Source organism: Hephaestia sp. MAHUQ-44 (assembly GCF_023806085.1).
In the GTDB taxonomy this organism is placed as follows: Bacteria; Pseudomonadota; Alphaproteobacteria; order Sphingomonadales; family Sphingomonadaceae; genus Sphingomonas.
In genome coordinates this window covers 97,241-122,311 of record NZ_JAMSLX010000005.1, presented here as the reverse complement: position 1 = coordinate 122,311, position 25,071 = coordinate 97,241, and the positions used below count along the sequence as shown (strand labels likewise).

Below are 25,071 nucleotides of genomic sequence, written 5' to 3'. Positions count from 1 at the left end.
AGAGCCGGATTCCACGTCAGTGGATCAATCTTTAGTCGAGCGCCTGTCCCGCGGCCTGTGCGCTCGCCCACGCCCATTGGAAGTTGTAACCGCCCAGCCAGCCCGTCACGTCGACCGCCTCGCCGATAACATGAAGCCCCGGCACGCCTCGCGCGGCCAGCGATTGCGACGAGAGATCGGCGGTGCTCACACCGCCCGCGGTCACCTCAGCCTTGGCGAACCCTTCGGTGCCGTTGGGCATGAAGCGCCACGCGGCAAGCGCCTGTTCGGCCGCGGCCAGCTTGGCATCGGGCAGGTTGGCCAGCTCGCCGGCAAGGCCGATCCGCTCGGCGAGCACCACCGCCAGCCGCTCGGGGAGCGCGCCGGCCAGGCTTTTGGTGAGCGTCGTGCGCGGCTGCGTGCGCTTGGTCTCGCGCAGCCATCCCGCCGCGCGGTCGGGCAGAAAGTCGAGAGTCACCGACTCACCGTGGCGCCAGTAAGACGACACCTGGAGGATCGCCGGGCCCGAAAGCCCGCGATGCGTGATCAGCGCCGCTTCGCGAAACACGCCTTTGCCCGCGCGCGCGATCACCGGCGTCGCCACGCCCGACAGCGTGCGGAACAACAGGTCGTCCTGCCCCAGCGTCAGCGGCACCAGCGCCGGGCGCGGCTCGACGACCTTCAGGCGAAAGCGGCGCGCCAGTTCATAAGCGAACCCGGTGGCGCCCATCTTGGGAATCGAGGGCCCCCCCGTCGCCACGATCAGCGCGCGGGCCTGTGCGGTCCGGCCGCCCCAGCTTACCCGGAAGCGCGCATCGGCATGGTCGACCGCGGCGATCGGCTGGCCCAGCGCGATCTCGACCTGCCCGCGCGCGCATTCGTCGAGCAGCATCGCGACGATCTGCCGCGCCGATCCGTCGCAGAACAATTGCCCCAGCGTCTTTTCGTGCCACGCGATCCCGTGGCGCGCGATCAGCTCCAGAAAGTCCGCCGGCCGATACCGCGCCAGCGCCGAGCGCGCGAAATGCGGGTTGGCGGACAGGAAATGCTCAGGGCCCGCGCCGATGTTGGTGAAGTTGCAGCGCCCGCCGCCCGAAATCAGGATCTTCTTGCCCGGCTGGTCGGCATGGTCGATCAGCAGCACGCGCTTGCCGCGCTGCCCGGCCACGGCCGCGCACATCAACCCCGCCGCGCCCGCGCCGAGCACGATCGCGTCGACATCGTCGGTCTGGGTCAAAGCCGCCGGTATCGGAAATACCAGACCTCATGCCCCTTGCGCCGGGCCTTGCGCTCGTAGCGCGTCTCGGGCCAGTCGTCGGGGCGGGTCAGGAAGTCTTGGGGCTCCGTCGCCAGCCAGTCGAAATCGCGACGGCGGTTCATCACCATCATCGACCAGCGGCAATAGGTCGGGTCGTCGGTGCCGAGCCGGAATTCGGCGCCGGGCTTGAGCTTGGCTGCGATCATGTCGAGCGGGCCGTCGTTGACCATCCGCCGCTTGGCGTGGCGCGCCTTGGGCCAGGGATCGGGGTGGAGCAGATACAGCCGGTCGAGCGAGCCATCGGGCAGCCGGTCGAGCACGGTCAGCGCATCGCCCATATGCAGCCGGACATTGTCCAGCCCGCCGTCGCGGATATGCCCCAGCGCGCCGACCACGCCGTTGAGGAACGGTTCGCACCCGATAAACCCGCTCCCCGGCCGCATCGCGGCTTGCCCGGCCAGATGCTCGCCCGATCCGAACCCGATCTCGAACTCCAGCGGCCGCGCGTCGCCGAACAGCAGGGCCGCATCGAGCGCCCCGGTCTCGGGCACGGCAACCTGCGGCAACAATTCCTCGACCAGCGCCGCCTGCCCTGCGCGCAGCGCATGGCCCGAGCGGCGGCCGTAGAGGCGGCGGATGGTGGTGGGATCGTTCATTGCGCGCGCCCTATGGCAGCAGGCGCGCGCGGGTGCAAAGATGATTCAGGGCGGGGTGCAGGCTTTGCCGTCATAGGCATAGCCGACGATCGCGTAGTGCGTGCCGTTCCACCGTTCGACCGGGAAGCAGAATCCGGGGCCGCCCACCTCGATGTCGGGGAAATTTCCGGCGCCCTTGCCGGGCAGGAAGGTGGGAATGCCGCTATTCTCGTCCATCAGCGTCCAGCCGCCCGGCGTGGCGGCGAAAATCCTGAAGCCCGTGCCGGTCATGCCGTAACAGCCGGTGCCCTGATCGATCACGATCACCTCGGCGCGACCGTCGCCGTTCAGATCCTGTACCATGCTGTCGGCAAACGACACATCGGACATGCCGTCACAGCCTTTCCATGCCGTGCCCGCACCGTGAAAGCCCGCCTGCCGCAACAGCGCGTCGCGCGTGCCGGCGGGGATGTCGGCGAACGCCATCGGCAGCGTCCAGCCGTCGTTGGGATAAGGGGGGCAGCCGCGGTCTGCGCCCATGCGGCGCCGGACGAGGCCATCAACGATGCGACACAGAGTGATCGGAACATAAAATGTCCCCCAGCGCGCTTTCCACGCCGGGGGATATAGCAGAAATCAGCTCAATGCGCCACGCCGGTTCAGGCGACGGCAGCCTTCAGTCTGTCGACCAGATCGGTGCGCTCCCAGGTGAACAGGTCGCCATCGGGGGTGCGGCCGAAATGGCCGTAAGCGGCGGTTTCGGTATAAATCGGCTTGTTGAGGCCAAGGTGCTGGCGGATGCCCTTGGGGGTCAGCCGCACCAGCGTCGGCAGTACTTCCTCAAGCTTCGCTTCGGCAACCGTGCCGGTACCGTGCGTGTCGACATAGACCGACAGCGGCTCGGCGATGCCGATCGCGTAGGAAAGCTGGATCGTGCAGCGCCGCGCAAGCCCGGCGGCCACCACGTTCTTCGCCAGATAGCGCGCGACATAGGCGGCCGAGCGATCGACCTTGGTCGGGTCCTTGCCCGAAAACGCGCCGCCGCCGTGCGGGGCCGCCCCGCCGTACGTGTCGACGATGATCTTGCGCCCGGTCACGCCCGCGTCGCCATCGGGGCCGCCGATCTCGAACAGCCCGGTCGGGTTGACGTAGATCGCCTTGTCCTCGGGCAGCCAGCCGTCGGGCAGCACGTCGGCGAACACGCCCTTGACGTATTCACGCAGCTTCTTCTGGCCCTCGTCGTTGCTCAGGCTCGCGCTGTGCTGGGTCGAGACGACCAGCGCGGTCGCGCGGACCGGCTTCTCATGGGCATATTCGAGCGTCACCTGGCTCTTGGCGTCGGGCTCGAGGAACGGCGCCTTGCCCGAATGGCGGTCGGCGGCCATCCGCTCGAGGATGCGGTGCGAATAATAGAGCGTCGCGGGCAGCAGATCGGGGGTCTCGTCCGAGGCATAGCCGAACATGATGCCCTGGTCGCCCGCGCCTTCGTCCTTGTTGCCGCTCTCGTCGACGCCCTGCGCGATATGCGCCGATTGCGCGTGCAGATTGTTCTGGAATTCGGCGGTTTTCCAGTGGAATCCGGTCTGCTCATAGCCGATTCGCTTCACCGTCTCACGCGCGACCTGCTCGATCTTGTCGCGGCCGAGCGGCGTCAGCACGCCGTGCTCGTCGATCAGCGACCGATCCGACGACCGGATTTCGCCCGACAGGATGATCTTCTGCGTCGTCACCATCGTCTCGCAGGCGACGCGCGCTTCGGGATCGGTGGTCAGCAGCAGGTCGACCACCGCGTCGGAAATCTGGTCGGCAACCTTGTCGGGATGGCCCTCGGAAACTGATTCGGACGTAAAGATGTACGATGCGCGCATGAAACCCTCGGATTTTTGCGGGGAAATTGGCGGCCGAAGCCGCATATAAAGCTTTCGTTATATGCGCATCTAATGGCTGCGCCGGGCGATGGCAACGGCCAACGCGACGAGCAGCCCCGCGATCAGGCCGGCCATCCAATTGCCTGCCCGCGCGAACAATGTCGGCGGCAGCGGCTGCGGCATCGCAACCTCGATCGCGCCCGCCTGATGCGGCGGCAGCGTGCCGATCAGCCGCCCGTCGGCGCCGATCACCGCTGAGATTCCGGTCGGGGTCGAGCGCAGGATCGGCAGCCCTTCCTCGATCGCGCGCATCCGCGCCTGCGCCAGATGCTGCGGCGGCCCCCACGATCCGAACCAGGCGTCGTTCGAGGGGTTGAACAGAATCGCGGGGCGCTGCTGGCGATTGACCACCTGCCCCGAAAACACGATCTCGTAACACACCTGCCCGCCGATCGCGCCGAAGCCCGGCAGTGTCAGGTTGCGGGGGCCGGGGCCGGGGCGGAAATCGACATCGCCCGGCACCAGCCGCGCCAGCCCCAGCGGCCCCAGGATCGATCGCAGCGGCAGATATTCGCCGTACGGCACCAGATGCGCCTTGTCGTAGCGCCCGCGCAGCCGCCCGTCGCCATCGACCGCGAAGATCGAATTGGTCGCCATCGTCAATTGCCCGGCGGGATCGAAGATCAGCCCGTCGCCGCCGGTCAGCAGCACGTCGTCGGGGCCCAGCCGCGCCGCGATCCGCATCCGCGCGAAGGCGGCGGTGCTGCCCCAATAATATTGCGCCGGATAGCCGTCCTCGAGCAGGTAGCGCAGCGCGCCTTCGGGCCACAGCACCAGCCGCGGCACCGCGCCCGGCGTGCCGCTCAGCCCGAGCAGCGTGCGGAAGCTCGATTCGTCGTAATCGCTGCCCTCGCGCGCCTCGAGCCCCAGATTGGGCTGCACCACGCGCACCCGTGGCGCGTCGGCGGCGGGGGCAGGGGGGGCCGGCGCGACCAGCCCCAGCCCGGCGACGATCGCGGTCGCGCCCGCCACGACCGCGGGCATCGCCCAGCGCCGCGCCGCCAGCAGCATCAGCGCGCCCGCGAGTACGATCGTCAGCCCCGACAGCGCATAGGTGCCCACCCAGGTCGCGGCGTGCGCGATCGGCGGCACCGCCACCCAGATCACGCCGAGCGAGTCCCAGGCATAACCGGTGAACATGGTGCTGCGCAGATATTCGGTCGCGATCCATGCCGCGCCCGCGACCAGCGCAAAGCGCGCATCGGGCCGCGCGGTCGGATTGCCGACGCCGCGCGCGCTCGCGAATTTCCACGCCAGCCCCGCCGCGATCGCCGGGTACACCGCCAGATAGAGCGCCAGCGCGATCGGCGCCGCATAGCCCAGCCAGTGCGGCATCTTGTCCTGATAGGTGAAGGCGTGCTGGATCCAGTTGTTGTTGATGCTGAAATGCCCGACCCCGAACACCCAGCCGCGCCACAGCGCCTGTTTGAGGCACGTCGCGTCGTGGACCAGCCACAGCCACGCCGCGACCGCGATCAGCGTCACCGGCCACCAGTCGAGCGGCGCGAAACCGGTCGCCGCCGCCGCACCGAGCAGCAGCGCAACAAGGGAAGCGAACCGGCTCATCGAGTTGCTATCGCGTGAAACGGGCGGGCGGGCAACCGCGCTTCACCCGTGGCCAAGCAGGATCGCCCCCGCGACGAGCATGAACCCGGCCAGTAGCGCCCCCGCGATCCACCGTCCCGCCGCCCGGATCGCCGCATCACTGGTCGCGGCCTCTGCCACCGGCGGCGCCTCGAGCCGCCGCACCGCCGCGCGGATCAGCCGCGGGGCATCGTCGCCCAGCCGCAACAGTTCCCACACCAGCGCCTGCGCGGTCGCCTGCCAGCGTTCGGGCGCCAGCCGCGCGCGCGCCACGCGCAGCCCCGCGCGCGCCATCGGCCCCGACAGGTCGAAATCGGGCTCGATGCCGGTAAGCACGCCGTCGATCGTCAGCAGCGCGCGAAAGATCAGCAGCAGATCGGGCGGCAGGATCAGCCGCTCGTCGCGCAGGATCGGCAGAAAATCGCCGATCAGCGCGCTCAGCACGATCCGCCCGCCGCCGTGGCGCGCCACCAGCCGCTCGGCCGCGCGCACCACATTCTCGCGCGGCACGTCATGGCCGTCGGACCACAAGGCGAGCGTGTCGGCGAGCCCGCCCGGATCGCCCGATTGCAGCGCGGTGACGAAGCTCAGAAACTCCTCGCGCCGCTTGGGCGAGACATGGCCGATCGACCCCAGATCGAGCAGCGCGATCCGGTTGCCGGGCAGGCACAGCAGATTGCCGGGGTGCGGATCGGCGTGGAAACGCCCGTTCACCAGCACCATGTCGAGCACCATGTCGGCGCCGGTCGCCGCGATTTGCGCGGAGTCGATGCCGTGCGCGCGCAGCGTCGCGCCGCCCACCGGCGGCAGCCCCTCGATGAAATCCATCACCAGCAAGGTCTCGGACGACCATGCCCAGTGGATCTCGGGCACCAGCACACGGCCGTCGCCCGCAAAATCCGCGCGCAGCCGATCGGCGTTGCGCCCCTCGATCGTGAAATCGAGTTCGTCGCGCAGCGACTCGGCGAGTTGCCGCGCCAGCGCGCGCGGCGAAAAGCGGCGCGCCTCGGCGCTGGCGTGCTCGGCCAGCGCGGCAAGGTGCGCGACGATCCTGAGGTCGGCCTCGATCAGCGGCCGCACGCCGGGGCGGCGGATCTTGAGCACCACCGCCCGTCCGTCGTCCAGCCAGGCGCGGTGGACCTGTGCCATCGACGCGGCGGCAAGCGGTGCGGGGTCGAACCGCGCGAATGCCTGTTCGGGCGGCTGGCCCAGCGCCTCCTCCACCGCCGGGCGCAATGCTTCGAAGGGCAATTTGGGCGCCTGGCTGTGCAGCTTTTCGAGTTCGGCGATCCATTCGGGCGCCAGCAAATCGCCGCGCGTGCCCAGAATCTGCCCCAGTTTGACGAAGGTCGGCCCCAACGCCTCGATCGCCAGCCGCGTCCGGTGCGGCAGGTCGCTCGCCGACTCCTCGCCCGCGTCGCCGCCGCGCGCGATTCCGATCCGCGCCAGCAGCGTCTCGAGCCCGAAGCGCGAGGCGACCGCCAATATCTCGCCCAGCCGGGCGCGATCGCGCGCGGCGACCGCCAGCGTCTTGATCATCGCCGCCGCCGGTATGGTTTCGGATGCGTCATCATCCCGGCGATACGCCCCGCACGGCGATCGGGTTCCGCGTTCCTCTCGCCAAGCGGCGGCGGATGCGATAGCGCTGGCGGGCGATGGCCGATGCGATCCGCCCTTTCCATCTTGCCTTTCCGGTCGATGATCTCGCCGCCGCGCGCGCCTTTTACGGCGGCGTGCTTGGCTGCCGCGAGGGCCGCAGCGCGCCTGAATGGATCGATTTCGATCTCTACGGTCATCAGATCGTCGCGCATCTCGATGCGCGTCCGCGTCCGCGCGGCCATGCCAATCCGGTCGACGGCCACGACGTTCCCGTGCCGCATTTCGGCGTGGTGCTGACGATGGCCGATTGGCAGGCGCTCGCCGATCGGTTGCGGCGCGCGGGCACCGCGTTCGTCATCGAGCCGCACCTGCGCTTTGCCGGGCAGGTGGGCGAGCAGGCGACGATGTTCTTTCACGATCCCGCGGGCAACGCGCTCGAATTCAAAGCGTTTGCCGATGACGCCATGATCTTTGCAGCGTGAGGACGCCATGACCGAACCCGTCGCCGTCGATCTCCCCCACCGGCTCGGCAAGGCCGTCGCGCGCGGCCGGATCGAACGCGGTGTGGGCAAGATCGCCAGGTTCGTCCCCGGCGGCGCGATCACCGACCATCGTTGGGAAGGCGATGTGATGCACTTCACCGTCGAGGCGATGGGCCAGCGCATCGCCAGCCGCCTCGATGTGCAGGATGCCAATGTCCATGCCGAATTCGATCTGCCCGGCATCCTCGGCATGTTCGGCAACCAGCTTCGCGGCGTCCTCCAGAAAGAAGGCCCCAAGCTGCTCGAATAGGGCCTTCCCGTTCGCCGGGGAAGGCTGGCCGCGAACACCCCCGTTCGCCCTGAGCTTGTCGAAGGGCCGCATTTCCTGCTTCAACCTGAAGCGAAGCGGTGCTTCGACAAGCTCAGCACGAACGGTCACGACAGGAGCACGCAATTTTGACCTTTTCGCTCGATCGGTTCGATCTTCAGGCCTTCGTCGCGGCCACGCTCGCCGAGGATCTGGGCGATGGCGGCGACATCACGTCGGCCGCCGTCATCCCGGCCGACGCGCGTTTCTCGGGTGTGATGGATAGCCGCGACGCGATCACCGTCGCCGGGCTTCCGATCGCCGAGGCGTTCTTCCGCGCGCTCGATCCCGAGGTCAGGATCGAGCGGCTGGTCGGGGAGGGCGATCGCGTGTCCCCCGGCACCGATCTGATGCGACTCGAAGGGCGCGCGCGCGCGCTGCTCACCGCGGAGCGCTCGGCGCTCAATACCGTCCAGCACCTCTCGGGCATCGCGACGATGACGCAGGGTTATGTCGATCGCATCCTCGGCACCGGCGCGATCCTGCTCGATACGCGCAAGACCATCCCCGGCCTGCGCGCGCTCGAAAAATATGCGACGCGGATGGGCGGCGCGACCAACCACCGCATGGGGCTGTGGGATGCCGCGATGATCAAGGACAATCACGTCGCGGTTGCCGGCTCGGTCGGCGAGGCGGTGCGCCGCGCGGTCGCCGCGGGGATCGACCGGATCATCGTCGAGGTCGATTCGGTCGATCAGATCGAGCCCGCGCTCGCCGCCGGGGCCACCCATCTGCTGCTCGATAACATGCCGCCGCCGGTGCTGCGCGGCGCGGTCACGCTCATCGGCGGGCGTGTTCCCACCGAGGCGTCGGGCGGCGTCACGCTGGAAACGATCCGCGCGATCGCCGACACCGGGGTCACCTATGTCAGCGTCGGCCGCCTCACCCAATCGGCGCCGGCGGCGGACATCGGGCTCGATTTTGCCAGCGTGTAACCGGCGACAGCGACAGGGAAGGGGAGGGCCGATGAAAGCGCTTGTCACGATGGCCGCCGCGCTCGCGCTCGCGCTTCCGGTCGCCGCCAACGCGCAGGCCTATTCCTGCGCGCTGCCCCGCACCCTGCCGCAGCCCCGGCCCGATCTGCCCGATAAGGACCAGCCCAAACGCGTGCGCGCGATCGGCGGCTACACGCTCGCGATCAGCTGGAGCCCGCAAGCCTGCCGCAACCGCGCAGGGGAAACCTCGGCGCAATTTCAGTGCGCGCGCGGCAACCGCTTCGGCTTCACGCTCCACGGCCTGTGGCCCGATGGCAAGACGAAGGAATGGCCGCAATATTGCCGCGCGACCGGGCTGCTTCCCGAACGTATCCTCGCGCAGCAACTCTGCACCACCCCCGATCTCCAGCTCATCCAGCATGAATGGGCCAAGCACGGCACCTGCACGCGCGATACGCCCGCGCAATATTTCGCGCGCGCGCGCCGCCTCTATGCCCGGCTGCATTATCCCGACATGGACGCGCTCTCGCGCCGTCCGCTCACCGCAGGCGGCTTCGCTGCGGCGATGGCGCGCGCCAATCCGGGGCTGGGAGCCGATATGCTGCGTATCACCGCCAACCGCAGCGGCTGGCTCGAAGAAATCTGGGTCTGCCTCGATACGGCCTACCGCTATCGCCGCTGCTCCGCCTTCCAGCGCGGCCTCGCGGCGACCGCCCCGCTCAAGATCTGGCGCGGAACGAAGTAAGGGAAAACACCGAGACCCCACCCGTCACCCCGGACTTGTTCCGGGGTCCAACGCGCCTCAAGCGCTACCGCTCGTGAAAGGGCCGATCCCCGTCCGGCATGACGGCGCGCTTATCGCCCGCCTAGCCCGGCAACCTATCCCTCGATCACCACGGTCGACGGGTGATGCTTGTCGAGATGCTTCCTGATGATCCGCAGGTTGCGCGTGTTCGATCGGAAGAAGAAGTCGGGGATCGCGCCGATGATCGGCACCAGCCCGAGCACGAAATCAACCCCGACATTGCCCATCATCCGCGTCATCTGGAATTTGGACATGCCAAGGTTGCGCGCTTCCCACACCATCCAGCTTCCCAGCGATGCGGCCACGACATCGCCCAGGACGGGTACCATCCCGACGATCACGTCGAGCCCGATCGGGCGGTTGAGCCCCGGCACGGTGAACATCCGTTCGAGCAGATTTTCCATCGCCTCGACGCGCTTGCGCACGGCGGCGGGATCGCGCTCGAGATGCGCCATGTCGGCCAGCCGGTCGATCATTGCGGGGTCGATGCGGGTGGTGCGGTTCGCCATCTCAGCTCATTTGGTGTCGGTGCGCAGGTGATTCAACGGATGCCACGCCCGCGCATTGGGTTGCCATAGATCGAGCCGCGCGGTGACCAGCGACCATCTCAGCGGAGCGCCCAAGGGAATGAAGGCGACATCGGCCGCCAGCGCCGCGTCGGCCTCGGCGATCGCCGCGCCGCGCGCCGCCGTGCTCGTCGCGGTGCGTGCCGCGTCGATCAGCGTCGCGGCCTGCTTGCCGCACGGCGCGCACGCGCGCGCGAGATACCAGCGCGCATTGTCCGCGGGCGCGATCGCGTCGATCAGCCGCAGGTCGGCGTCGGCGTTTTCCGCCACGCGCACCGCGTCGATCCCGATCGTGGCGAGCGATTGCGCGATCCCGCCGAACAACAATGTCGCGCCCGGCCCGTCGGGCAGCGCGATCTTCAGGCTCAGCGCGCTGTCGTGCGCCAGTTCCCACTGTGCGACCACCGAGCGCCCCCGCGCGCGGCGCTCGTCGAGCGTCCCGATCGCCCAGCCGGGCAGGTTGGGCGGCGTCACCAGATCGATCGTATCGGGCAGGATACGGTCGGTGGTCGTCCAGCCCGTGCGCACCCCCGCCACGATGGCGTCGCGGTCGAGCGCGCCGGCCACCAGCGCGCGGTGATCGGCTTCTTCCAGAAATCCCGTCCGTTCGACGAAAGCGAGCCCGAACAGCCCTTGTGCGGGGTCGATCCGGATCGCGGTCGGCGCGATCTCGGCCGCCGCGACCAGCGGCCAGTCGCCGACGGTGCCGCCATCGACCAGATCGGATTGCAGCGTCTTGAACCGCATGATCGCCTTCGCCGCGCGCTCGCCGATCAGCCGCACCGTCTGTTCGGGCCGCGGCGGGGGCGGGGTGTCGTCGTCGATGGCGGGGCCGGGGACGGGTTCGAGCAGCACGCCCGGCCCGCCCCGCTGCGCGCTCAGCCGCATCGGGCCGGTGCCGCGCGGCGGACCGAGCCGGAAGATCGCGAGTTCGGGCCGCGCGAGCAGCCGCAGCAGGTCGGGTCGCGGCGTTTTCATCCGCACCTCGATCACCTCGGGTGTCATCTCGACCACTTCGTCGATCGCGGACAGATAGGGGCGCAGCGGGTTGCGCGAATCGGCCGCGAGTTCGCGGCGCAGGCGCTGCACCACGTCGCGCGCGGTCACCGCGCGGCCGTCGGGCCAGGTCACGTCGCCGATCCGGAAGATAGTGCTCATGCCGTCGTCGATCACGATCCAGCGCTCGGCAATGCCGGGCTCGACCTGTCCGCTGGCGTCGAGCCGCACCAGCCCTTGCGCGATGCTTGCCATCAGCATCTGCGACGGGCGGCCGAGGGCGCCGCGCGCGGGGTCGGCGGCCACCGGCGCGGTGCCGATCACGCTCGCCACCACCGGCCCGACATCGCTGCGCCGGTCGCACCCGCCCAGCAGGCCGAGCGGGAGCAGGCCAAGCCCCAGCATCAGCGCGATCGCCCCTGTCGTGCGCGTCGTGCGCGTCAATCCTTGCCTCCGTTCGCCGCGTGCGGCGCCACTGTGCCACCTCAACCGCCCCGGCGCCATCGAGACGCGGGGTTAATTGTGATGATGATACGGTGGTGCGGACGGCGGGACTCGAACCCGCACTGCCTTCAGGCAAGCGGATTTTAAGTCCGCTGCGTCTACCGATTTCGCCACGTCCGCGCGCCCGACGACAAGCGCATCGGTGGTGGGGTCGTCAAGTGAAAGCGAACCATGTCGGCGCGCGCGGCGGCATGGCCGTCGGCCTCAGACGTTGAGGCGCGCGCGCATTTCCTTGCCGGGCTTGAAATAGGGGACGCGCTTGGCGTTGACCTTCACGGTCTCGCCGGTGCGCGGGTTGCGCCCGGTGCGGGCATCGCGCGCGCGGGTTGAAAACGCCCCGAAACCGCGCAATTCGACGCGGCCGTTTTCCGCGAGCCGGTCGGTAATCTCGTCGAAGAAGGTCGACACGATCGCTTCCACGTCGCGCAGTGCCAGATCGGGATTTTCATCCGCAAGCATCTGAACGAGTTCAGATCGAATCATCAACGCTCTCCCAGGTGATCGCGTCGGGCGCTACGGTCTGGCACACGCGGGCGCTCCGAATGTCCCGGCACCGTGCCGGAACGCTCAATCTTGATCAGACCAATCCGTACACGCGATTCGCGCGTACGGATAGGATTGTTGCGACACACGAAACGCGTTTTACGGTAAGCGGAGTGGATTCCCGGCCGGTATCCCGGATAATGGGACGTCCACCCCGCTCGCCGTCATTGTGTGGCTTAGTCCTTGGATTCGCGCGCCTTCAGCGCTTCGCCAAGGATGTCGCCCAGCGACGCGCCCGAATCGGACGAGCCATATTGCTGAACCGCCTGCTTCTCTTCGGCGATCTGCATCGCCTTGATCGAGAAGGTCGGCTTCTTCGAGCGGTCGAAGCCCGATACCAATGCGTCGAACTTCTGGCCGACCTGGAAGCGCTCGGGGCGCTGCTCGTCGCGGTCGCGACCCAGATCGGTGCGCTTGATGAAGCCGGTGACGCCGTCTTCGCCCGCCTGCACTTCGAGGCCCGCATCGCGCACTTCGAGCACGGTGACGGTCACGATCGCGCCCTTGGCGACCTTGCTGCCCGCGGCAGCGACGCCGCCGACCGCGGGGGCGCCGCGCTCGAGCTGCTTCATGCCGAGCGAGATCCGCTCCTTCTCGGCGTCGATGTCGAGCACGACGGCTTCGACGGTCTCGCCCTTGCGGTGCAGATTGAGCGCGTCCTCGCCCGAGATGCCCCAGGCGATGTCGGACATGTGGACCATGCCGTCGACGTCGCCGTCGAGGCCGATGAACAGGCCGAATTCGGTCGCGTTCTTGACTTCGCCCTCGACGGTCGAGCCGATCGGGTGCTTCTCGGCGAAGGCCTCCCACGGATTCGCCTGCGCCTGCTTGAGGCCCAGCGAAATGCGACGCTTCTCTTCGTCGACCTCGAGGATGACGACTTCGACTTCCTGGCTGGTCGACACGATCTTGCCCGGATGGACGTTCTTCTTGGTCCAGCTCATTTCGGAGACGTGGACAAGCCCTTCGATCCCGGCTTCGAGTTCGACGAACGCACCATATTCGGTGATGTTGGTGACGCGGCCCGACAGCTTGGCGCCGACCGGGTACTTGGCCGATGCGCCTTCCCACGGATCGCTCTCGAGCTGCTTCATGCCCAGCGAGATGCGCTGCGTGTCGCGGTTGATGCGGATGATCTGCACCTTCACCGTGTCGCCGATGCCCAGCATCTCCGACGGGTGGCCGACGCGCTTGTAGCTGAGGTCGGTGACGTGGAGCAGGCCGTCGATGCCGCCCAGGTCAACGAACGCCCCGTAATCGGTGATGTTCTTGACGACGCCGTCGATCACCTGGCCCTCGGCCAGCGACAGGATCAGGCCCGAACGCTGCTCGGCGCGGGTCTCTTCGAGCACGGCGCGGCGCGACACGACGATATTGCCGCGCTTGCGGTCCATCTTCAGGATCTGGAACGGCTGCGGCATGTCCATCAGCGGGGTCACGTCGCGCACCGGGCGGATATCGACCTGGCTGCCGGGCAGGAAGGCGACGGCGCCGTTCAGGTCGACGGTGAAGCCGCCCTTGACGCGGCCGAAGATCACGCCCTCGACGCGGCTGCTTTCGGCGAATTCGGTTTCGAGCTTGTCCCAGGCGGCTTCGCGGCGGGCGCGGTCGCGGCTCAGCATCGCTTCGCCGTTCGCATTCTCGACGCGGTCGACATAGACTTCGACTTCGTCGCCAACCTTGAGATCGGCCTTCTGGCCCGGCGCGGCGAATTCGCGCAGCGGCACGCGGCCTTCGCTCTTCAGCCCGACGTCGATGACGGCGAGATCGTTCTCGATTGCGGTGACGGTGCCCTTGACGACGTGGCCTTCGAAACTGTCGGTGCCGCCGAGCGTCTGCTCGAGCATGGCCGCGAAATCATCGCGGGTTGGGGTTGCCATAGTGGCCATAAGGATGACGTTCCTGGTTCAACGGTTTCCGGCCAGCCGGTTGGTTCCGGCGGTCTTGTGGCCGAACTGCCGCGCACGCCGAATACGGGCGCGGCATCCATGAGGCGAGGCTGACGAAGGACCGCCGATAAGCGAAAAGGGCGCGATCGGAACCTCCCGTCGCGCCTTCCTCCGCGAGCACCGCCCGCCGGACGGGCGCGCACATAGCCTTTGTCGCCCCGCGAGGCAAGGTACGGCTGGATTTCGTTCTAAACAGTGTCGTTTGAATTTCGACCTGAGTCTGTCGCATCCGGCCACCACTTCCTACACTTTGCCCAAAGCATGGAGGTGCCAGTGGCTAGGTGGCTTCGGATAACAGCGTATGTCACGGCCGGCGCCCTGGGTATCGGTGGCGCTATGCGCGGTTATAGCAAATCGATGACGATGCTGGTCATGCTTGCGGTTATGTTTGCTATCGAAGGCGTCAATTACCTTATCCAGCGTGGAAAGGGCGAGGATGTCTAAGGCTTCTAATGGAGCGCCGCGCCCTGCCGAAGCGATCGGTCGCGCGGAGAAGGTTGCGCGCATGCAGCGGCTGATCGACGAGGCGCGGGCAAGCGGCATATCGGAGCGGTCGGTGGACGAAATTGCCGTCGATGCGCGCCGGCGATTCGCCGCCGGTGGACGGTCGAGCGAGGCTTAGACCCGACAAAATTGTCAGCTTCTCGTCACCCCGGACTTGTTCCGGGGTCCAACCCTCCACGAGCGCTACCGCTTGTTGCACGTTGGATGCCGGAACATGTCCGGCATGACGGTTTTCTCTAGGCGGCGCCCTGCCGCTTCGCTTCCACCAGATCCACCGCCTTCTGCACCGCCGAATCGATCGACAGGAAGCTGGTGTCGAGCAGCAGCGCGTCGGGAGCCTGCACCAGCGGCGCGGCGGCGCGCTGCGCGTCGCGCAGGTCGCGCGCGCGGATGTCGGCGAGCACGCGATCGAAGCTCTGGGTGCCGCCATGGGCCTGCAATTCGGCGTGGCGGCGGCGCGCGCGGATCGTCGGGGTCGCCTTGACGAACAATTTCACCTCGGCCTCGGGCGCGATCACGGTGCCGATGTCGCGCCCGTCGAGCACCGCGCCGCCCGGCTGGCGCGCGAAGCGGCGCTGGCGCTGGAGCAAGGCCGCGCGCACCAGCGGATGCGCCGACACGATCGAGGCGATCTGGCCGACCGCGTCGGTGCGCAATTCGGGGTCGCCCAGCAGCATGTCGTCGAAGCTGCAACTCGCCACCGCATCGGCTTCGATCGTCGGATCGAGTTCGTTGCGCAGCACCGTCACCGCGACCGCGCGATAGAGCAGCCCGGTGTCGAGGTGCGGCAATTTGTAACGGTGCGCGAGCGCGCGGGCGATCGTGCCCTTGCCCGATGCGGCGGGGCCATCGACGGCGATGATCATGGCTGGCTCGTCAATTGGTCTAGCGTCTCGAAAAAGGCCGGATAGCTTGTCGCCACCGGCGATATGTCGTCGATCGTGATCGGCGCGGTCGCCACCAGCCCGGCGACCGCCATCGCCATCGCGATGCGGTGGTCGAGGTGCGAGGCGGCCTGCGCGCCTCCGGCCAGCGGCATGCCGCCGCTGCCCTCGATCGCAAGCCCGTCGTCGAATTCCTCGATTCCCACGCCGGCGGCCCTGAGCGCGGTCGCCATCGTCGCGATCCGGTCCGATTCCTTGACGCGCAATTCCTCGGCCCCGCGCGCCACGGTGCGGCCCGTGGCGAGCGCGGCGGCGACGAACAGGATCGGATATTCGTCGATCATGCTCGGCGCCAGATCGGGTGGCACGTCGATCGCGCTCAGCGGCGCATGGCGCACGCGCAGGTCGGCCACCGGCTCGCCGCCCACCGTCCGGGGGTCGATTTCCTCGATATCGGCGCCCATGCTGCGCAACGCGGTGAACAGTCCGGCGCGCGTCGGGTTGAGCCCGACATTGGCGATCAGCACGTCGGATCCCGGCACGATCGAGGCCGCGACTGCCCAGAAAGCCGCCGACGAGGGATCGCCCGGCACCGTGATCTGCTGGGCACGAAGCTCGGCCTCGCCGCGAATCGTGATGATCCGCTCGCCGTCGGCTTCCTCGATCGTGAGGTCGGCGCCGAATCCGGCCAGCATCCGCTCGCTATGGTCGCGCGTCGGCACGGGTTCGATCACGCGGGTCAGCCCCGGCGTGTTGAGCGCGGCGAGCAGCACCGCCGATTTGACCTGCGCCGAGGCGACCGGCAGCCGGTAGTCGATCGCCACCGCGGGCGCGATCCCGCGCACCATCAGCGGCATGCGGTCGCCGGGGCTCGCGGTGAAATCGGCGCCCATCTGCGCCAGCGGTTCGATCACGCGGCCCATCGGGCGCTTGGAAAGCGAGGCGTCGCCGGTGAAGCTGGTGGTGATCGCATGCGTCGCGACCAGCCCCATCAGCAGCCGGGCCGAGGTGCCCGAATTGCCCATCTCGAGCGCCGATTCGGGCTGGAGCAGCCCGCCGACGCCGACCCCGTCGACCACCCAGGTGCCGTCGTCCTCGCGGGTGATGGTCGCGCCCATGCTGCGCATCGCGGCGGCGGTGGCAAGCACGTCCTCGCCCTCGAGCAGCCCGGTGATGCGGCTGGTGCCGATCGCGAGCGCGCCCAGCATCAGCGCGCGGTGGCTGATCGATTTGTCGCCGGGGACGGTAAGCCGACCGGTCAGGGGGCCGCGTGCGGCGATCGAAAGCGGGTGGGAAACAGGATGCGACATGGCGCGCGGCTTTTGACAGCGCGGTTCCGCTATGGCAAGGCGCGCACCGATTTGACGGGCACCACCCGTAATTCCACCATCTTTGAAAGGGATCGAGGCTTCACATGGTCAAGCCGGAATGGGGCACGAAACGTACCTGCCCGAAGTGCGCCACGCGCTTCTACGATCTCGGGAAAGACAATCCCGTAACCTGCATCGAATGCGGCACCACCTGGGAGCCGGAACCGATTCTGAAATCGAAGCAGCCGATGCCGTTCGAGCAGCCGAAGAGCGACGACGCGCGCAAGAAGGAAGACAAGGTTCTTTCGGGCGACGACGCCGATGACGATCTGGACCTCGACGATGAGGACGAAGAGCCGTCCCCCGACGACGAGGTCGATCTCGGCGGTGACGATGATCTCGGCGTCAAGGCGGCCGAGAGCGACGACGAGAACTGACGCTTGCCAAGGCGGCGTCGCCTGACTAAAGGCGACGCTCCTTCCCGGGCAGATGGGGCCGTAGCTCAGCTGGGAGAGCGCTGCAATGGCATTGCAGAGGTCAGGGGTTCGATCCCCCTCGGCTCCACCATCTTCCGAAAATCACTGAATTTTACGCGTCGGGCGCGGGGATTGCCCACCGCTCTGCGGCGGCGCGATCGGTGTCGCGCGCGTCGACCCAGCGCTTGTCCTTCCCCCGCGTCTCGCGCTTCCAGAACGGCGCGTCGGTCTTGAGCCGGTCGATCAGATAGGCACAGGCATCGAGCGCGGCCGCGCGGTGCGGCGCGGCGGTCGCCACCAGCACGATTCGCTCGCCCGGCCGCATCGGTCCCACCCGGTGGACGATGATCGCGCCCTGAAGCTGCCAGCGCGCCACCGCGTCGGCGGCCAGCGCCGCTAGCGCGGCTTCGGTCGCCCCCGGATAATGTTCGAGTTCGAGCAGCGTCACGCCGTCGTCGGCGCGCACGCTCCCCGAAAAGCTCGCCACCGCCCCCGCCGTCAGCGCCTCGATCCGCGCCAGTTCGGCCGCGAGGTCGATCGGCCCGGGCGCGACAAGCACATGGATCATCCGCCCGTCACCGGCGGAAAGATCGCCACCTCGCGCGCGCCTGCCAGCGACGCGTCGAGCCCCACGAAACGCTGGTCGATCGCGGCGCGCAGCCGCGTGCGGTCGGCGAAGGCGCTGGCGTAGCGGGCGTCGCGCGCCGCCAGCCAGTCGAGCAGCGCGGTGATCGTGGCGACATCGTCGGGAAGGTCGATCCGCTCGTGTCCGGTTCCCACCGCCTCGCGCACCCAGGCGAAGTAGAGCAGGTCCACGGCGTGCGTCAGTCCATGTGCTTCAGGCCGGCGCGCAGATAGTCCCAGCCGGTGATGAGCGTCAGCACGGCCGCGCCCCACAAGGCGGCGAGCGCGGCGATCCCGATCCACGGCGCGCCCGGAAACGCGCCCGCCAGGATCACCCCGCCCAGCGAGACGAGCTGCAACGTCGTCTTCCATTTGGCGAGCCGCGACACCGGCACCGATACCTGAAGCTGCGCCATGAATTCGCGCAGCCCCGATACCGCGATCTCGCGCAGCAGGATGATCAGCGCGGCGATGACGTGGATGCCCGCAATATCGCGCGTGCCGACCAGCATCAGCACCACGGCGGCGACCATGATCTTGTCGGCGATCGGATCGAGGAAGACGCCGAGCTTCGAGACGGCGCCCTGCGCGCGGGCGAGATAGCCGTCGAAATAATCGGTCACGCCCATCAGGCAATAGAGGATGAACGCGAGGCCGTATCCCAATGCCCATTGCGGCCACCACAGAAAGGCAACCAGCAGTGGTACCGCCAGGATGCGCGACAGCGTGAGCAGGTTGGGCAGCGTCAGCATGGCTCCAAGCTCTAGCCGCGCGCGCGCGGGCGGGGAAGGGGGGCGATTCGCAACGGCCTCCGGGAAAATCGCGCCCATGGATTTGCCGCCGCCGTCTTTCCTCGGCTATGCCCGCGCGATCCGCCAAGTGACGAAGGCCGTCGGTTTCATGCTCAGTGCGCTCGGGTTGCTCAAAGAGCGCCGTTTTCTACCGCTTTTCATCACGCAGTTTCTGGGCGCCTTCAACGACAATTTCTTCAAGACCGCGATGGTGCTGTTCGCGACCTACCAGATTTTCAACGATGCCGCGGTCGAATCGAATTTCAATGCGCTCGCCACCGGCCTGTCGCTGCTGCCCTTCTTCCTGCTCTCGGCATTGTCGGGCCAGCTCGCCGATACGGTCGACAAGGCGAAGATCATCCGGCTGGTCAAAACCGCCGAGATCCTGATCATGATCGGCGGCGCGGCGGGGCTGATGATCGCCGCGGCGGGGCATCATGCGATCGGCATGGGGATGATGCTCGGCGCGGTGCTGTGCCTCGGCATCCACTCGACCTTTTTCGGCCCGATCAAATACGCGATCCTGCCCCAGCATCTCGATCGCGATCACGTTCTCGCGGGCACCGGGCTGATCGAGGCGGGGACCTATCTCGCGATCCTGATGGGTACCGTGCTCGCCGGCTGGCTCTCGGTCGAAGGCTCGGCCATCGGCGTACTGATCGTCGCGGCGATCGGCTGGGTCGCGGGCCGCCAGGTGCCGCCGGCGCCGCGCGAAGGCCCGCCGCTCGCGCTCAATTACAACCCCTTCACCGCGTCGTGGCGGCTGATCGGGGCGACGATGCACATCCCCCGGCTGTTCCTCGCGATCTGCTCGATCAGCTTCTTCTGGACGATCGGCGCGGTGCTCATCATCATCTTTCCGCCGCTGGTGAAGAACATCCTCACCGCCGACGAACGCGTCGCCAGCCTCGTCATCGCCATCTTCTCGGTCGGGATCGCGATCGGCTCGGTGGTCATCAATACGATGCTGCGCGGGCGGATCTCGGCGCGCTTCGCGCCGGCGTCGGTGATCGCGATGGGCGGCTTCGTCGTGCTGTTCTCGCTGCTGGTGCGCACCTGGACGCCGCTCCCCGACGGGCAGTTCTACGGCGTGCTCGCGTTCATCGCCGAACCGCATGCGATCGCGATCACGCTCAGCCTCGTCGGCGTCGCGATCACCGGCGGCATGTTCGTGGTGCCGCTCTATGCCTTCCTCACCACCACGGTGACCAAGGATCAGACGGCGCGCACGGTCGCGGCCAACAATGTCGTCAATTCGGGCGCGATGGTGATCGGATCGTGCGCCGTGCTCGCGCTGACGGCGGCGGGGGTCACGCCGGAGAATATGCTGTTGCTGGTCGCGGCGATGTGCCTGGTCGCGGCATGGCTCGCGCAGAAACTCCACCTCGCCTGCGATTGAGCGGGGCGATTGTACGGAGGCGGCACCGGCCCGCTCCCCCACGGGGTCCCCACAAAGTATACTTTGTGGGGTGCACCCCACCCCGCCTCCCAACGGCAGTATCCTGAATGGGAGCCGGGGTGGGGGAGCGGGCCGGTGCGGCTTACACCCCTATGAAATGAAGCTGTAGATGCAGATGAAGAAGGCGGTGAAGCTCAACACGAACAGCTTGAGGTCGTGCTCCTCGCGCCGCTCGGCGTCGACGGCCTGGACGATGCCCAGGCTGCGGCGGAACGGATGGCGCGACGGCGTGAGCGCGGCGGCGGTCGGAGTCTGCATGGCGGACAGTTAACGGGTTATTTACGATCGGGACCAGCGGATTCGTTGGTTAACGCGGCAGTGTCTTGTCGCGGGACAATCAGGATGGGAGTCAATTTTGTCGAAACCTGTGTCGATCCTCTTCGTGTGTCTGGGCAATATCTGCCGCTCGCCGCTGGCGGAGGGGGCGCTGCGTGCCGCGGCGGCGGCGGCGGGGCGCGATCTGGTGGTCGATTCGGCGGGCACCGGCGACTGGCATGTCGGCCGCCCGCCCGATCCGCGCGCGCAGGCGGTGGCGAAGGCGCACGGGGTCGATATCGCCGGGCTGCGCGCGCGGCAGGTGACGCCGGATGATTTCCGCCGCTTCACCCATGTCTACGCGCTCGATCCGGTCAATTTCGCCGATCTCGCCGCGATTCGCCCGGCCGATGCCACCGCCGAACTCGCCTTGTTGATGGATGTGGTGCCCGGCCGCGAGGGCACGGCTGTCGTCGATCCTTATTATGGCGATGCGACGGGCTTTGAAATCACCTGGGCGGACGTCACGACGGCGGCGGCGCGGTTGATCGACCGTCTGGGCGGATGACGCCGCCGCTCGCCCGGCTGGCGGCGTTGCTCGGCACGCGTATCGCGGCCGCGACCCCGCTGGCCGGGGGCGACCTTTCCACCGTGCTGCGGCTTGAGCTTGCGCGCGGCGGCACGCTGATCGCCAAGCTGGGGCCCTGCGCGGCGACCGAGGCGACGATGCTCCGCGCGATCGCGGCCACCGGCGCGCCCGCGCCGGGCGTGGTCGCGGTCGCCGACGATCTGCTGGTGATGGAGGAATGCGATACGCAAGGCGGGCTCGCTGCGGCCTGGCCCGCGCTGGCGGATGCGCTGGCGCTGCTCCACGCCCCGCGTGACGGCGAGGCATATGGCTGGGAGGGCGACCACGCCTTCGGTCCGGTTGCGATCGTCAACGCGCGCCGGGCGGATTGGCCCGGCTTCTGGGCCGATTATCGGCTGCGCTGCCACCTGCCGTTTCTGCCGCCCGCGCTGGCCCGCCGCATCGATCGGCTCGCCGGGGCGATCGCGACGCTGCTGCCTGAACGGCCGCCGCCCGCGCTGCTCCATGGCGATCTGTGGGGCGGCAATATCCTTGCCGCGAACGGCACGATCACCGGGTTGATCGATCCCGCCTGCGCCTATGGCGATCGCGAGGTCGATGTGGCGATGCTGACGCTGTTCGATTCGCCGCCGGCGCGCTTTATCGATGCGCTCGCGCTCGATCCGGGGTGGCGGGCACGGCAGCCGGTCTACCGCTTGTGGCCGCTGCTGGTCCATTTTCGCCTGTTCGGCCATGGATATGCCGCGCGGGTTGCCGCGACGCTCGACGAGATCGGCTTTTGACGGGCGCCGCGACGGTGCACGGGCTGACACACAAAAAACCCCGCGATCCGAAGATCGCGGGGCTTTCCATATTGTCTCTGATCGAACGATCAGCCGGCGCTGTCGGCCTTGTCGTCATTGTCGGTCGCGACGACGATGCCGGCGACGACAGCGGCTGCACCGAGCAGGCCGACGCCGATCGCGGCGCCCTGGCTGAGCGCATTGCTCTTCTTCTTCAGCGGAGTCGCGGTGCGAACGCCCTGAACCGGCGCGGTCGATGCCTGCGCGGCGGGAAGCGCTGCGCTCGAACGGGTCGCGTCGGCAGCGAAAACCGCCGTCGAGCTGAGCATGCAAGCGATCGCGGCAAGGCCGGCAGCGTACTTTGTCCGGGTCATCTTCGTCTCCGAGTTGAAACAGGTTGCACTGCGGGATACCCCGTGGAGAGGCAAACGCAAGAACTTTTTGAATGTTCTCCGTGATTTTGGGATGAAGTGAGGCTTCCGCGCCACGTTTGGTTGGTTGCGATGGCGTAACTATTCCGCGGCGGCCGGATTATGATTCGCGTGGGCGAAATGGTAGCGGGGCGTGATGACGATGCTTCGGTTTCGCACGCGATCGACTCTCGCCGCCTTGCTCCTCGCCGCGGTGCCGGCCGTGCTCGGCGCCGCGCCGCCCGGTGTCGGCGCTCAGCGGGCCGCGCCCACGGAAAACAGCCAGGAAGCGGCGCTTGCCGGGCTGCGCGCGGCCGATCTGCGTCTCGCGACGATCGCCGATCGCCTGATGATCGCCAATGTGGCGCTCTGCGATCGCCGGGTGGGGGCGACCGGGCTCGTGCTTCACGCGCTCGCGGCATACGATTCGGGCATCCGCGATACCGCGCGGCGCGTTTTCGGGTTCGACGCCCCGGTGGCGATCGAAGCGGTGGTCGCGCAGAGTCCGGCGGCGCGCGCTGGTGTCGTCGCCGACGAATCGGTCACCGCGATCGGCGCGACGGCGATCCTCGGTGAGGCGGCGCTCGATCACGCCCGCGCCGCGCTGGCGGCGATCCCGCCCGGTGGCACGGTGGTGCTGGCGCTGCGCGATGCGGGCCGCGCACGCACGGTGTCGGTGCACACCGAGCCCGCCTGCGCCGGTCGCGTCGAATTGCGCGTCACCGCCGATCTCAATGCCGCCACCGACGGGCTGGTGCTCCAGGTCGATAGCGCGATGCTCAATCTGATCGGCGACGACGATCAGCTCGCCGCGCTGGTCGCGCACGAACTGGCGCATATCATCCTGCGTCACCCCGAACGGTTGACCGCGGCGCGGGTGTCGCGGGGGATGCTGAGCATCTTCGGGCGCAACGCGCGGCTGATTCGCACGACCGAGGCCGAGGCCGACCGGCTCAGCGTCGTGCTGCTCGCCAATGCCGGCTACGATCCGATGGCGGCGGCGCGTCTATGGCGCGATCACGCCAGGGCGCTCGGCGACGGCGGGTTGCTTGCGGGGACGACGCATCTCGGCCGCAAGGATCGCATCGCCTTGGTCGAGCGCGCGGCCGAGGCGATCGCGCCTGACGCCGCCCGCCCGATCGTGCCGGGCTGGATCGAGAGCCGCACCCAGCCGTTGCGGTAGCGCTCCCGCTTGACGGCGACGGCCGGGTTGCGCACTCTCGCCGAATAACAGGGAGAGTGCCGATGATCCGTATGCTGGTGGCCATGGTTGCGGTCACATTTGTTGCCGTCATGGGGGCTCCCCCTACGGCTGCCGCGTCCCCCGCGGCTTCCGTGGATACCGCCGCGGTGCAACGCCCGATGCCGCGGATCGAGGGGCGCCGGCTCATCGTCGATGACAAGCCATGGCTGCTGCTCGGCGGCGAACTCGCCAATTCGAGCGCGTCGAGCCGCGCCTATATGGCGCCGCGCTGGAAGACGCTGGCGCAGCTCAACCTCAATACCGTGCTGATGCCGGTCAGTTGGGAATTGATCGAGCCGAAGGAAGGCCAGTTCGATTTCGCGCTCGTCGATGGCCTGCTCGACGATGCCCGCGCGCAGCATCTCCGCATCGTGATCCTCTGGTTCGGCAGCTGGAAGAATTCGATGTCGAGCTACGTGCCCGCCTGGGTCAAGGATGATTCGCGCCGCTTCCCGCGCGCGCGGATCGCCGACGGCAGCGCGATCGAGATGCTCACCCCCTTCGCGCCCGCCAATGCCGAGGCCGATGCCCGTGCCTTCGCCGCGTTGATGGCGCACCTCGCCAAAACCGATCCGCAGCGCACCGTGCTGATGGTCCAGGTCGAAAACGAGATCGGGATGATCCCCGAGCCGCGCGATCGGTCGCCGCTCGCGCTGGCCGCGTGGGCGAAGCCGGTGCCTGCCGGGCTCAAAGGGGCGGGCAAGAGCTGGCAGCAGGCCTATGGCGACGACGCCGACGAGGCGTTCATGGCCTGGGCCTATGCGCGCTACGCCGATCGCGTCGCCGCCGCGGGCAAGCGCGCCTATCCGCTGCCGATGTTCGTCAACGCCGCGCTGCCGCGTCCCGGCCGGCTGCCTGGCAGCGGCTATCCCGCCGCCGGGCCGCTCCCCAAGCTCGCCGATATCTGGCGCAAGGGCGCGCCGTCGATCGACTTCCTCGCCCCCGACATCTATTTCCCCAATTTCGTCGAATGGACCAAGGCCTATGCCGCGCTCGGCGATCCGTGGTTCATCCCCGAGGCGAATCAGGCCGGCGCGATCGAAGCGCCCGCCAACGCGCTCTATGCGATCGGCGCGCTCGGGGCGTTCGGCTACAGCCCGTTCTCGATCGACGATCTGGTGCCCGGCGACGATGCCGGGCTCGCCGACAATTATGCGATGCTCGCCAGCCTCGCGCCGCTGATCCTCGAGCGGCAGGGCAGCGATCGGATCGCGGCGGTACGCGCGCCGGTCGCGTTCGACGGCACTCCCGATCTCGCCGATCAGGTGCTGACGATGGGCGCCACGCGCCTCACCGCGCGGCTCACCGATCCCTTTCCGCCGCGCGGGGACAAGCCCCAGCATCCCGAAGCGCACGGCGCGATCGTGCTCCAGCTCGGCGCCGACGACTATCTGATCGCGGGCCGCGGGGTCACCTTCACCTTCGCGCCGGCGACGGGGAAGGGGATCACCGGCATCGCCGCGATCGACGAGGGCGCCTACGAGGGCGGCCAATGGACCCCCGGTCGCCGCCTCAACGGCGATCAGAACCATCAGGGCCGCCATCTCCGCCTGCCGTCGGACAAGCTTACCGTCCAGCGCGTGCGCCTCTACCGCTACGAGTGACCCGCGCCCG

General features: G+C 68.3%; 27 protein-coding genes and 2 tRNA genes. 11 read left to right on the top strand and 18 right to left on the bottom strand.

The window, feature by feature from the left end:
- Nucleotides 1-31: 31 nt before the first annotated feature.
- From NFE57_RS07260 to NFE57_RS07235, 6 genes are all read right to left on the bottom strand, one after another.
- On the bottom strand, nt 32-1,216 hold the full coding sequence (locus NFE57_RS07260; RefSeq protein ID WP_286207706.1) for a BaiN/RdsA family NAD(P)/FAD-dependent oxidoreductase: 1,185 nt from the start codon (nt 1,214-1,216) through the stop codon (nt 32-34).
- The gene (trmB, locus tag NFE57_RS07255) at nt 1,213-1,893 is read right to left on the bottom strand and encodes a tRNA (guanine(46)-N(7))-methyltransferase TrmB (RefSeq protein ID WP_252134910.1); all 681 of its coding nucleotides are present in this window, start codon (nt 1,891-1,893) and stop codon (nt 1,213-1,215) included. The genes NFE57_RS07260 and trmB overlap by 4 nt, the downstream gene beginning before the upstream one ends.
- A 45-nt stretch (nt 1,894-1,938) precedes the next feature.
- Nucleotides 1,939-2,412, bottom strand: coding sequence for a hypothetical protein (locus NFE57_RS07250; RefSeq protein WP_252134909.1), 474 nt, complete (start codon nt 2,410-2,412; stop codon nt 1,939-1,941).
- 119 nt (nt 2,413-2,531) lie between these two features.
- Nucleotides 2,532-3,740 (bottom strand): methionine adenosyltransferase, encoded by a 1,209-nt coding sequence (metK, locus tag NFE57_RS07245; RefSeq protein ID WP_252134908.1) that lies wholly within the window; start codon nt 3,738-3,740, stop codon nt 2,532-2,534.
- A 69-nt stretch (nt 3,741-3,809) separates the two neighbouring features.
- Nucleotides 3,810-5,366, bottom strand: a complete 1,557-nt coding sequence (gene lnt, locus NFE57_RS07240) for an apolipoprotein N-acyltransferase (protein WP_252134907.1) — start codon at nt 5,364-5,366, stop codon at nt 3,810-3,812.
- Between the two features lie 42 nt (nt 5,367-5,408).
- Nucleotides 5,409-6,923, bottom strand: a complete 1,515-nt coding sequence (locus tag NFE57_RS07235) for an ABC1 kinase family protein (protein ID WP_252134906.1) — start codon at nt 6,921-6,923, stop codon at nt 5,409-5,411.
- A 116-nt stretch (nt 6,924-7,039) separates the two neighbouring features.
- Between NFE57_RS07235 and NFE57_RS07230 the strand changes: the two genes are divergently transcribed.
- From NFE57_RS07230 to NFE57_RS07215, 4 genes are all read left to right on the top strand, one after another.
- A complete protein-coding gene (locus NFE57_RS07230; protein ID WP_252134905.1) occupies nt 7,040-7,465 on the top strand; it encodes a VOC family protein in 426 nt (141 codons plus the stop codon).
- Between the two features lie 7 nt (nt 7,466-7,472).
- Complete coding sequence (locus tag NFE57_RS07225) at nt 7,473-7,775, top strand: polyhydroxyalkanoic acid system family protein (RefSeq protein ID WP_252134904.1); 303 nt, start codon at nt 7,473-7,475, stop codon at nt 7,773-7,775.
- A gap of 146 nt (nt 7,776-7,921) precedes the next feature.
- A complete protein-coding gene (gene nadC / locus NFE57_RS07220; protein WP_252134903.1) occupies nt 7,922-8,767 on the top strand; it encodes a carboxylating nicotinate-nucleotide diphosphorylase in 846 nt (281 codons plus the stop codon).
- 31 nt (nt 8,768-8,798) lie between these two features.
- Nucleotides 8,799-9,512, top strand: coding sequence for a ribonuclease T2 family protein (locus NFE57_RS07215; protein ID WP_252134902.1), 714 nt, complete (start codon nt 8,799-8,801; stop codon nt 9,510-9,512).
- Between the two features lie 134 nt (nt 9,513-9,646).
- Here NFE57_RS07215 and NFE57_RS07210 read toward each other — a convergent pair whose 3' ends face one another.
- The 7 genes from NFE57_RS07210 to aroA form a co-directional block, all read right to left on the bottom strand.
- Nucleotides 9,647-10,048 (bottom strand): DUF4112 domain-containing protein, encoded by a 402-nt coding sequence (locus NFE57_RS07210; protein WP_252135060.1) that lies wholly within the window; start codon nt 10,046-10,048, stop codon nt 9,647-9,649.
- Nucleotides 10,049-10,087: 39 nt separating this feature from the next.
- Nucleotides 10,088-11,578 (bottom strand): ABC transporter substrate-binding protein, encoded by a 1,491-nt coding sequence (locus NFE57_RS07205; protein ID WP_252134901.1) that lies wholly within the window; start codon nt 11,576-11,578, stop codon nt 10,088-10,090.
- Between the two features lie 93 nt (nt 11,579-11,671).
- Nucleotides 11,672-11,758 (bottom strand) — tRNA-Leu (locus NFE57_RS07200).
- 84 nt (nt 11,759-11,842) lie between these two features.
- Nucleotides 11,843-12,121: an integration host factor subunit beta gene (locus NFE57_RS07195; protein ID WP_252134900.1), complete on the bottom strand. Its 279-nt coding sequence runs from the start codon at nt 12,119-12,121 to the stop codon at nt 11,843-11,845.
- A gap of 236 nt (nt 12,122-12,357) precedes the next feature.
- Nucleotides 12,358-14,070 carry a 30S ribosomal protein S1 gene (gene rpsA, locus NFE57_RS07190; RefSeq protein ID WP_252134899.1) on the bottom strand — a complete coding sequence of 571 codons (1,713 nt, stop codon included), beginning with the start codon at nt 14,068-14,070 and terminating at the stop codon, nt 12,358-12,360.
- An 800-nt stretch (nt 14,071-14,870) separates the two neighbouring features.
- Nucleotides 14,871-15,500 carry a (d)CMP kinase gene (cmk, locus tag NFE57_RS07185; protein WP_252134898.1) on the bottom strand — a complete coding sequence of 210 codons (630 nt, stop codon included), beginning with the start codon at nt 15,498-15,500 and terminating at the stop codon, nt 14,871-14,873.
- Complete coding sequence (aroA, locus tag NFE57_RS07180) at nt 15,497-16,828, bottom strand: 3-phosphoshikimate 1-carboxyvinyltransferase (protein WP_252134897.1); 1,332 nt, start codon at nt 16,826-16,828, stop codon at nt 15,497-15,499. The genes cmk and aroA overlap by 4 nt, the downstream gene beginning before the upstream one ends.
- Before the next feature lie 104 nt (nt 16,829-16,932).
- Between aroA and NFE57_RS07175 the strand changes: the two genes are divergently transcribed.
- A complete protein-coding gene (locus tag NFE57_RS07175; RefSeq protein ID WP_252134896.1) occupies nt 16,933-17,265 on the top strand; it encodes a TIGR02300 family protein in 333 nt (110 codons plus the stop codon).
- 54 nt (nt 17,266-17,319) lie between these two features.
- Nucleotides 17,320-17,395 (top strand) — tRNA-Ala (locus NFE57_RS07170).
- Nucleotides 17,396-17,416: 21 nt separating this feature from the next.
- Here the strand turns inward: NFE57_RS07170 and NFE57_RS07165 are convergent.
- Genes NFE57_RS07165 through pgsA form a run of 3 tightly spaced genes read right to left on the bottom strand, consistent with a single transcriptional unit; the run spans nt 17,417 to nt 18,680 of the window.
- Nucleotides 17,417-17,872 (bottom strand): molybdenum cofactor biosynthesis protein MoaE, encoded by a 456-nt coding sequence (locus NFE57_RS07165; protein ID WP_252134895.1) that lies wholly within the window; start codon nt 17,870-17,872, stop codon nt 17,417-17,419.
- On the bottom strand, nt 17,869-18,120 hold the full coding sequence (gene moaD / locus NFE57_RS07160) for a molybdopterin converting factor subunit 1 (protein WP_252134894.1): 252 nt from the start codon (nt 18,118-18,120) through the stop codon (nt 17,869-17,871). Before moaD ends, NFE57_RS07165 begins: the two co-directional genes overlap by 4 nt.
- An 8-nt stretch (nt 18,121-18,128) precedes the next feature.
- Nucleotides 18,129-18,680 carry a CDP-diacylglycerol--glycerol-3-phosphate 3-phosphatidyltransferase gene (pgsA, locus tag NFE57_RS07155; RefSeq protein ID WP_252134893.1) on the bottom strand — a complete coding sequence of 184 codons (552 nt, stop codon included), beginning with the start codon at nt 18,678-18,680 and terminating at the stop codon, nt 18,129-18,131.
- 148 nt (nt 18,681-18,828) lie between these two features.
- Here pgsA and NFE57_RS07150 point away from each other — a divergent pair, with 148 nt between their 5' ends.
- The gene (locus tag NFE57_RS07150) at nt 18,829-20,118 is read left to right on the top strand and encodes an MFS transporter (protein WP_252135059.1); all 1,290 of its coding nucleotides are present in this window, start codon (nt 18,829-18,831) and stop codon (nt 20,116-20,118) included.
- 150 nt (nt 20,119-20,268) lie between these two features.
- Here NFE57_RS07150 and NFE57_RS07145 read toward each other — a convergent pair whose 3' ends face one another.
- Nucleotides 20,269-20,436, bottom strand: coding sequence for a hypothetical protein (locus NFE57_RS07145; protein ID WP_252134892.1), 168 nt, complete (start codon nt 20,434-20,436; stop codon nt 20,269-20,271).
- Between the two features lie 97 nt (nt 20,437-20,533).
- Between NFE57_RS07145 and NFE57_RS07140 the strand changes: the two genes are divergently transcribed.
- Nucleotides 20,534-21,001, top strand: coding sequence for a low molecular weight protein-tyrosine-phosphatase (locus NFE57_RS07140; protein ID WP_252134891.1), 468 nt, complete (start codon nt 20,534-20,536; stop codon nt 20,999-21,001).
- Entirely contained in the window at nt 20,998-21,804 is an 807-nt protein-coding gene (locus NFE57_RS07135; protein WP_252134890.1) for a fructosamine kinase family protein, read from the top strand. Before NFE57_RS07140 ends, NFE57_RS07135 begins: the two co-directional genes overlap by 4 nt.
- An 89-nt stretch (nt 21,805-21,893) precedes the next feature.
- Here the strand turns inward: NFE57_RS07135 and NFE57_RS07130 are convergent, their stop codons facing one another.
- Nucleotides 21,894-22,178 (bottom strand): hypothetical protein, encoded by a 285-nt coding sequence (locus NFE57_RS07130; protein ID WP_252134889.1) that lies wholly within the window; start codon nt 22,176-22,178, stop codon nt 21,894-21,896.
- 193 nt (nt 22,179-22,371) lie between these two features.
- Here NFE57_RS07130 and NFE57_RS07125 point away from each other — a divergent pair, with 193 nt between their 5' ends.
- Together NFE57_RS07125 and NFE57_RS07120 are read left to right on the top strand one after the other, a co-directional pair.
- On the top strand, nt 22,372-23,397 hold the full coding sequence (locus tag NFE57_RS07125; protein WP_252134888.1) for a M48 family metalloprotease: 1,026 nt from the start codon (nt 22,372-22,374) through the stop codon (nt 23,395-23,397).
- A gap of 167 nt (nt 23,398-23,564) precedes the next feature.
- Entirely contained in the window at nt 23,565-25,061 is a 1,497-nt protein-coding gene (locus NFE57_RS07120) for a DUF5597 domain-containing protein (protein WP_252134887.1), read from the top strand.
- Nucleotides 25,062-25,071: the final 10 nt, after the last annotated feature.

Coding starts and splice junctions, on each gene's coding strand:
- trmB (WP_252134910.1), bottom strand. CDS start 1,893: ATGAACGATCCCACCACCATCCGCCGCCTCTACGGCCGCCGCTCGGGC.
- NFE57_RS07250 (WP_252134909.1), bottom strand. CDS start 2,412: ATGGGCGCAGACCGCGGCTGCCCCCCTTATCCCAACGACGGCTGGACG.
- metK (WP_252134908.1), bottom strand. CDS start 3,740: ATGCGCGCATCGTACATCTTTACGTCCGAATCAGTTTCCGAGGGCCAT.
- lnt (WP_252134907.1), bottom strand. CDS start 5,366: ATGAGCCGGTTCGCTTCCCTTGTTGCGCTGCTGCTCGGTGCGGCGGCG.
- NFE57_RS07235 (WP_252134906.1), bottom strand. CDS start 6,923: ATGATCAAGACGCTGGCGGTCGCCGCGCGCGATCGCGCCCGGCTGGGC.
- NFE57_RS07230 (WP_252134905.1), top strand. CDS start 7,040: ATGGCCGATGCGATCCGCCCTTTCCATCTTGCCTTTCCGGTCGATGAT.
- NFE57_RS07225 (WP_252134904.1), top strand. CDS start 7,473: ATGACCGAACCCGTCGCCGTCGATCTCCCCCACCGGCTCGGCAAGGCC.
- NFE57_RS07215 (WP_252134902.1), top strand. CDS start 8,799: ATGAAAGCGCTTGTCACGATGGCCGCCGCGCTCGCGCTCGCGCTTCCG.
- NFE57_RS07210 (WP_252135060.1), bottom strand. CDS start 10,048: ATGATCGACCGGCTGGCCGACATGGCGCATCTCGAGCGCGATCCCGCC.
- NFE57_RS07195 (WP_252134900.1), bottom strand. CDS start 12,121: ATGATTCGATCTGAACTCGTTCAGATGCTTGCGGATGAAAATCCCGAT.
- rpsA (WP_252134899.1), bottom strand. CDS start 14,070: ATGGCCACTATGGCAACCCCAACCCGCGATGATTTCGCGGCCATGCTC.
- cmk (WP_252134898.1), bottom strand. CDS start 15,500: ATGATCATCGCCGTCGATGGCCCCGCCGCATCGGGCAAGGGCACGATC.
- aroA (WP_252134897.1), bottom strand. CDS start 16,828: ATGTCGCATCCTGTTTCCCACCCGCTTTCGATCGCCGCACGCGGCCCC.
- NFE57_RS07175 (WP_252134896.1), top strand. CDS start 16,933: ATGGTCAAGCCGGAATGGGGCACGAAACGTACCTGCCCGAAGTGCGCC.
- NFE57_RS07165 (WP_252134895.1), bottom strand. CDS start 17,872: ATGATCCATGTGCTTGTCGCGCCCGGGCCGATCGACCTCGCGGCCGAA.
- pgsA (WP_252134893.1), bottom strand. CDS start 18,680: ATGCTGACGCTGCCCAACCTGCTCACGCTGTCGCGCATCCTGGCGGTA.
- NFE57_RS07150 (WP_252135059.1), top strand. CDS start 18,829: ATGCTCAGTGCGCTCGGGTTGCTCAAAGAGCGCCGTTTTCTACCGCTT.
- NFE57_RS07145 (WP_252134892.1), bottom strand. CDS start 20,436: ATGCAGACTCCGACCGCCGCCGCGCTCACGCCGTCGCGCCATCCGTTC.
- NFE57_RS07135 (WP_252134890.1), top strand. CDS start 20,998: ATGACGCCGCCGCTCGCCCGGCTGGCGGCGTTGCTCGGCACGCGTATC.
- NFE57_RS07130 (WP_252134889.1), bottom strand. CDS start 22,178: ATGACCCGGACAAAGTACGCTGCCGGCCTTGCCGCGATCGCTTGCATG.
- NFE57_RS07125 (WP_252134888.1), top strand. CDS start 22,372: ATGACGATGCTTCGGTTTCGCACGCGATCGACTCTCGCCGCCTTGCTC.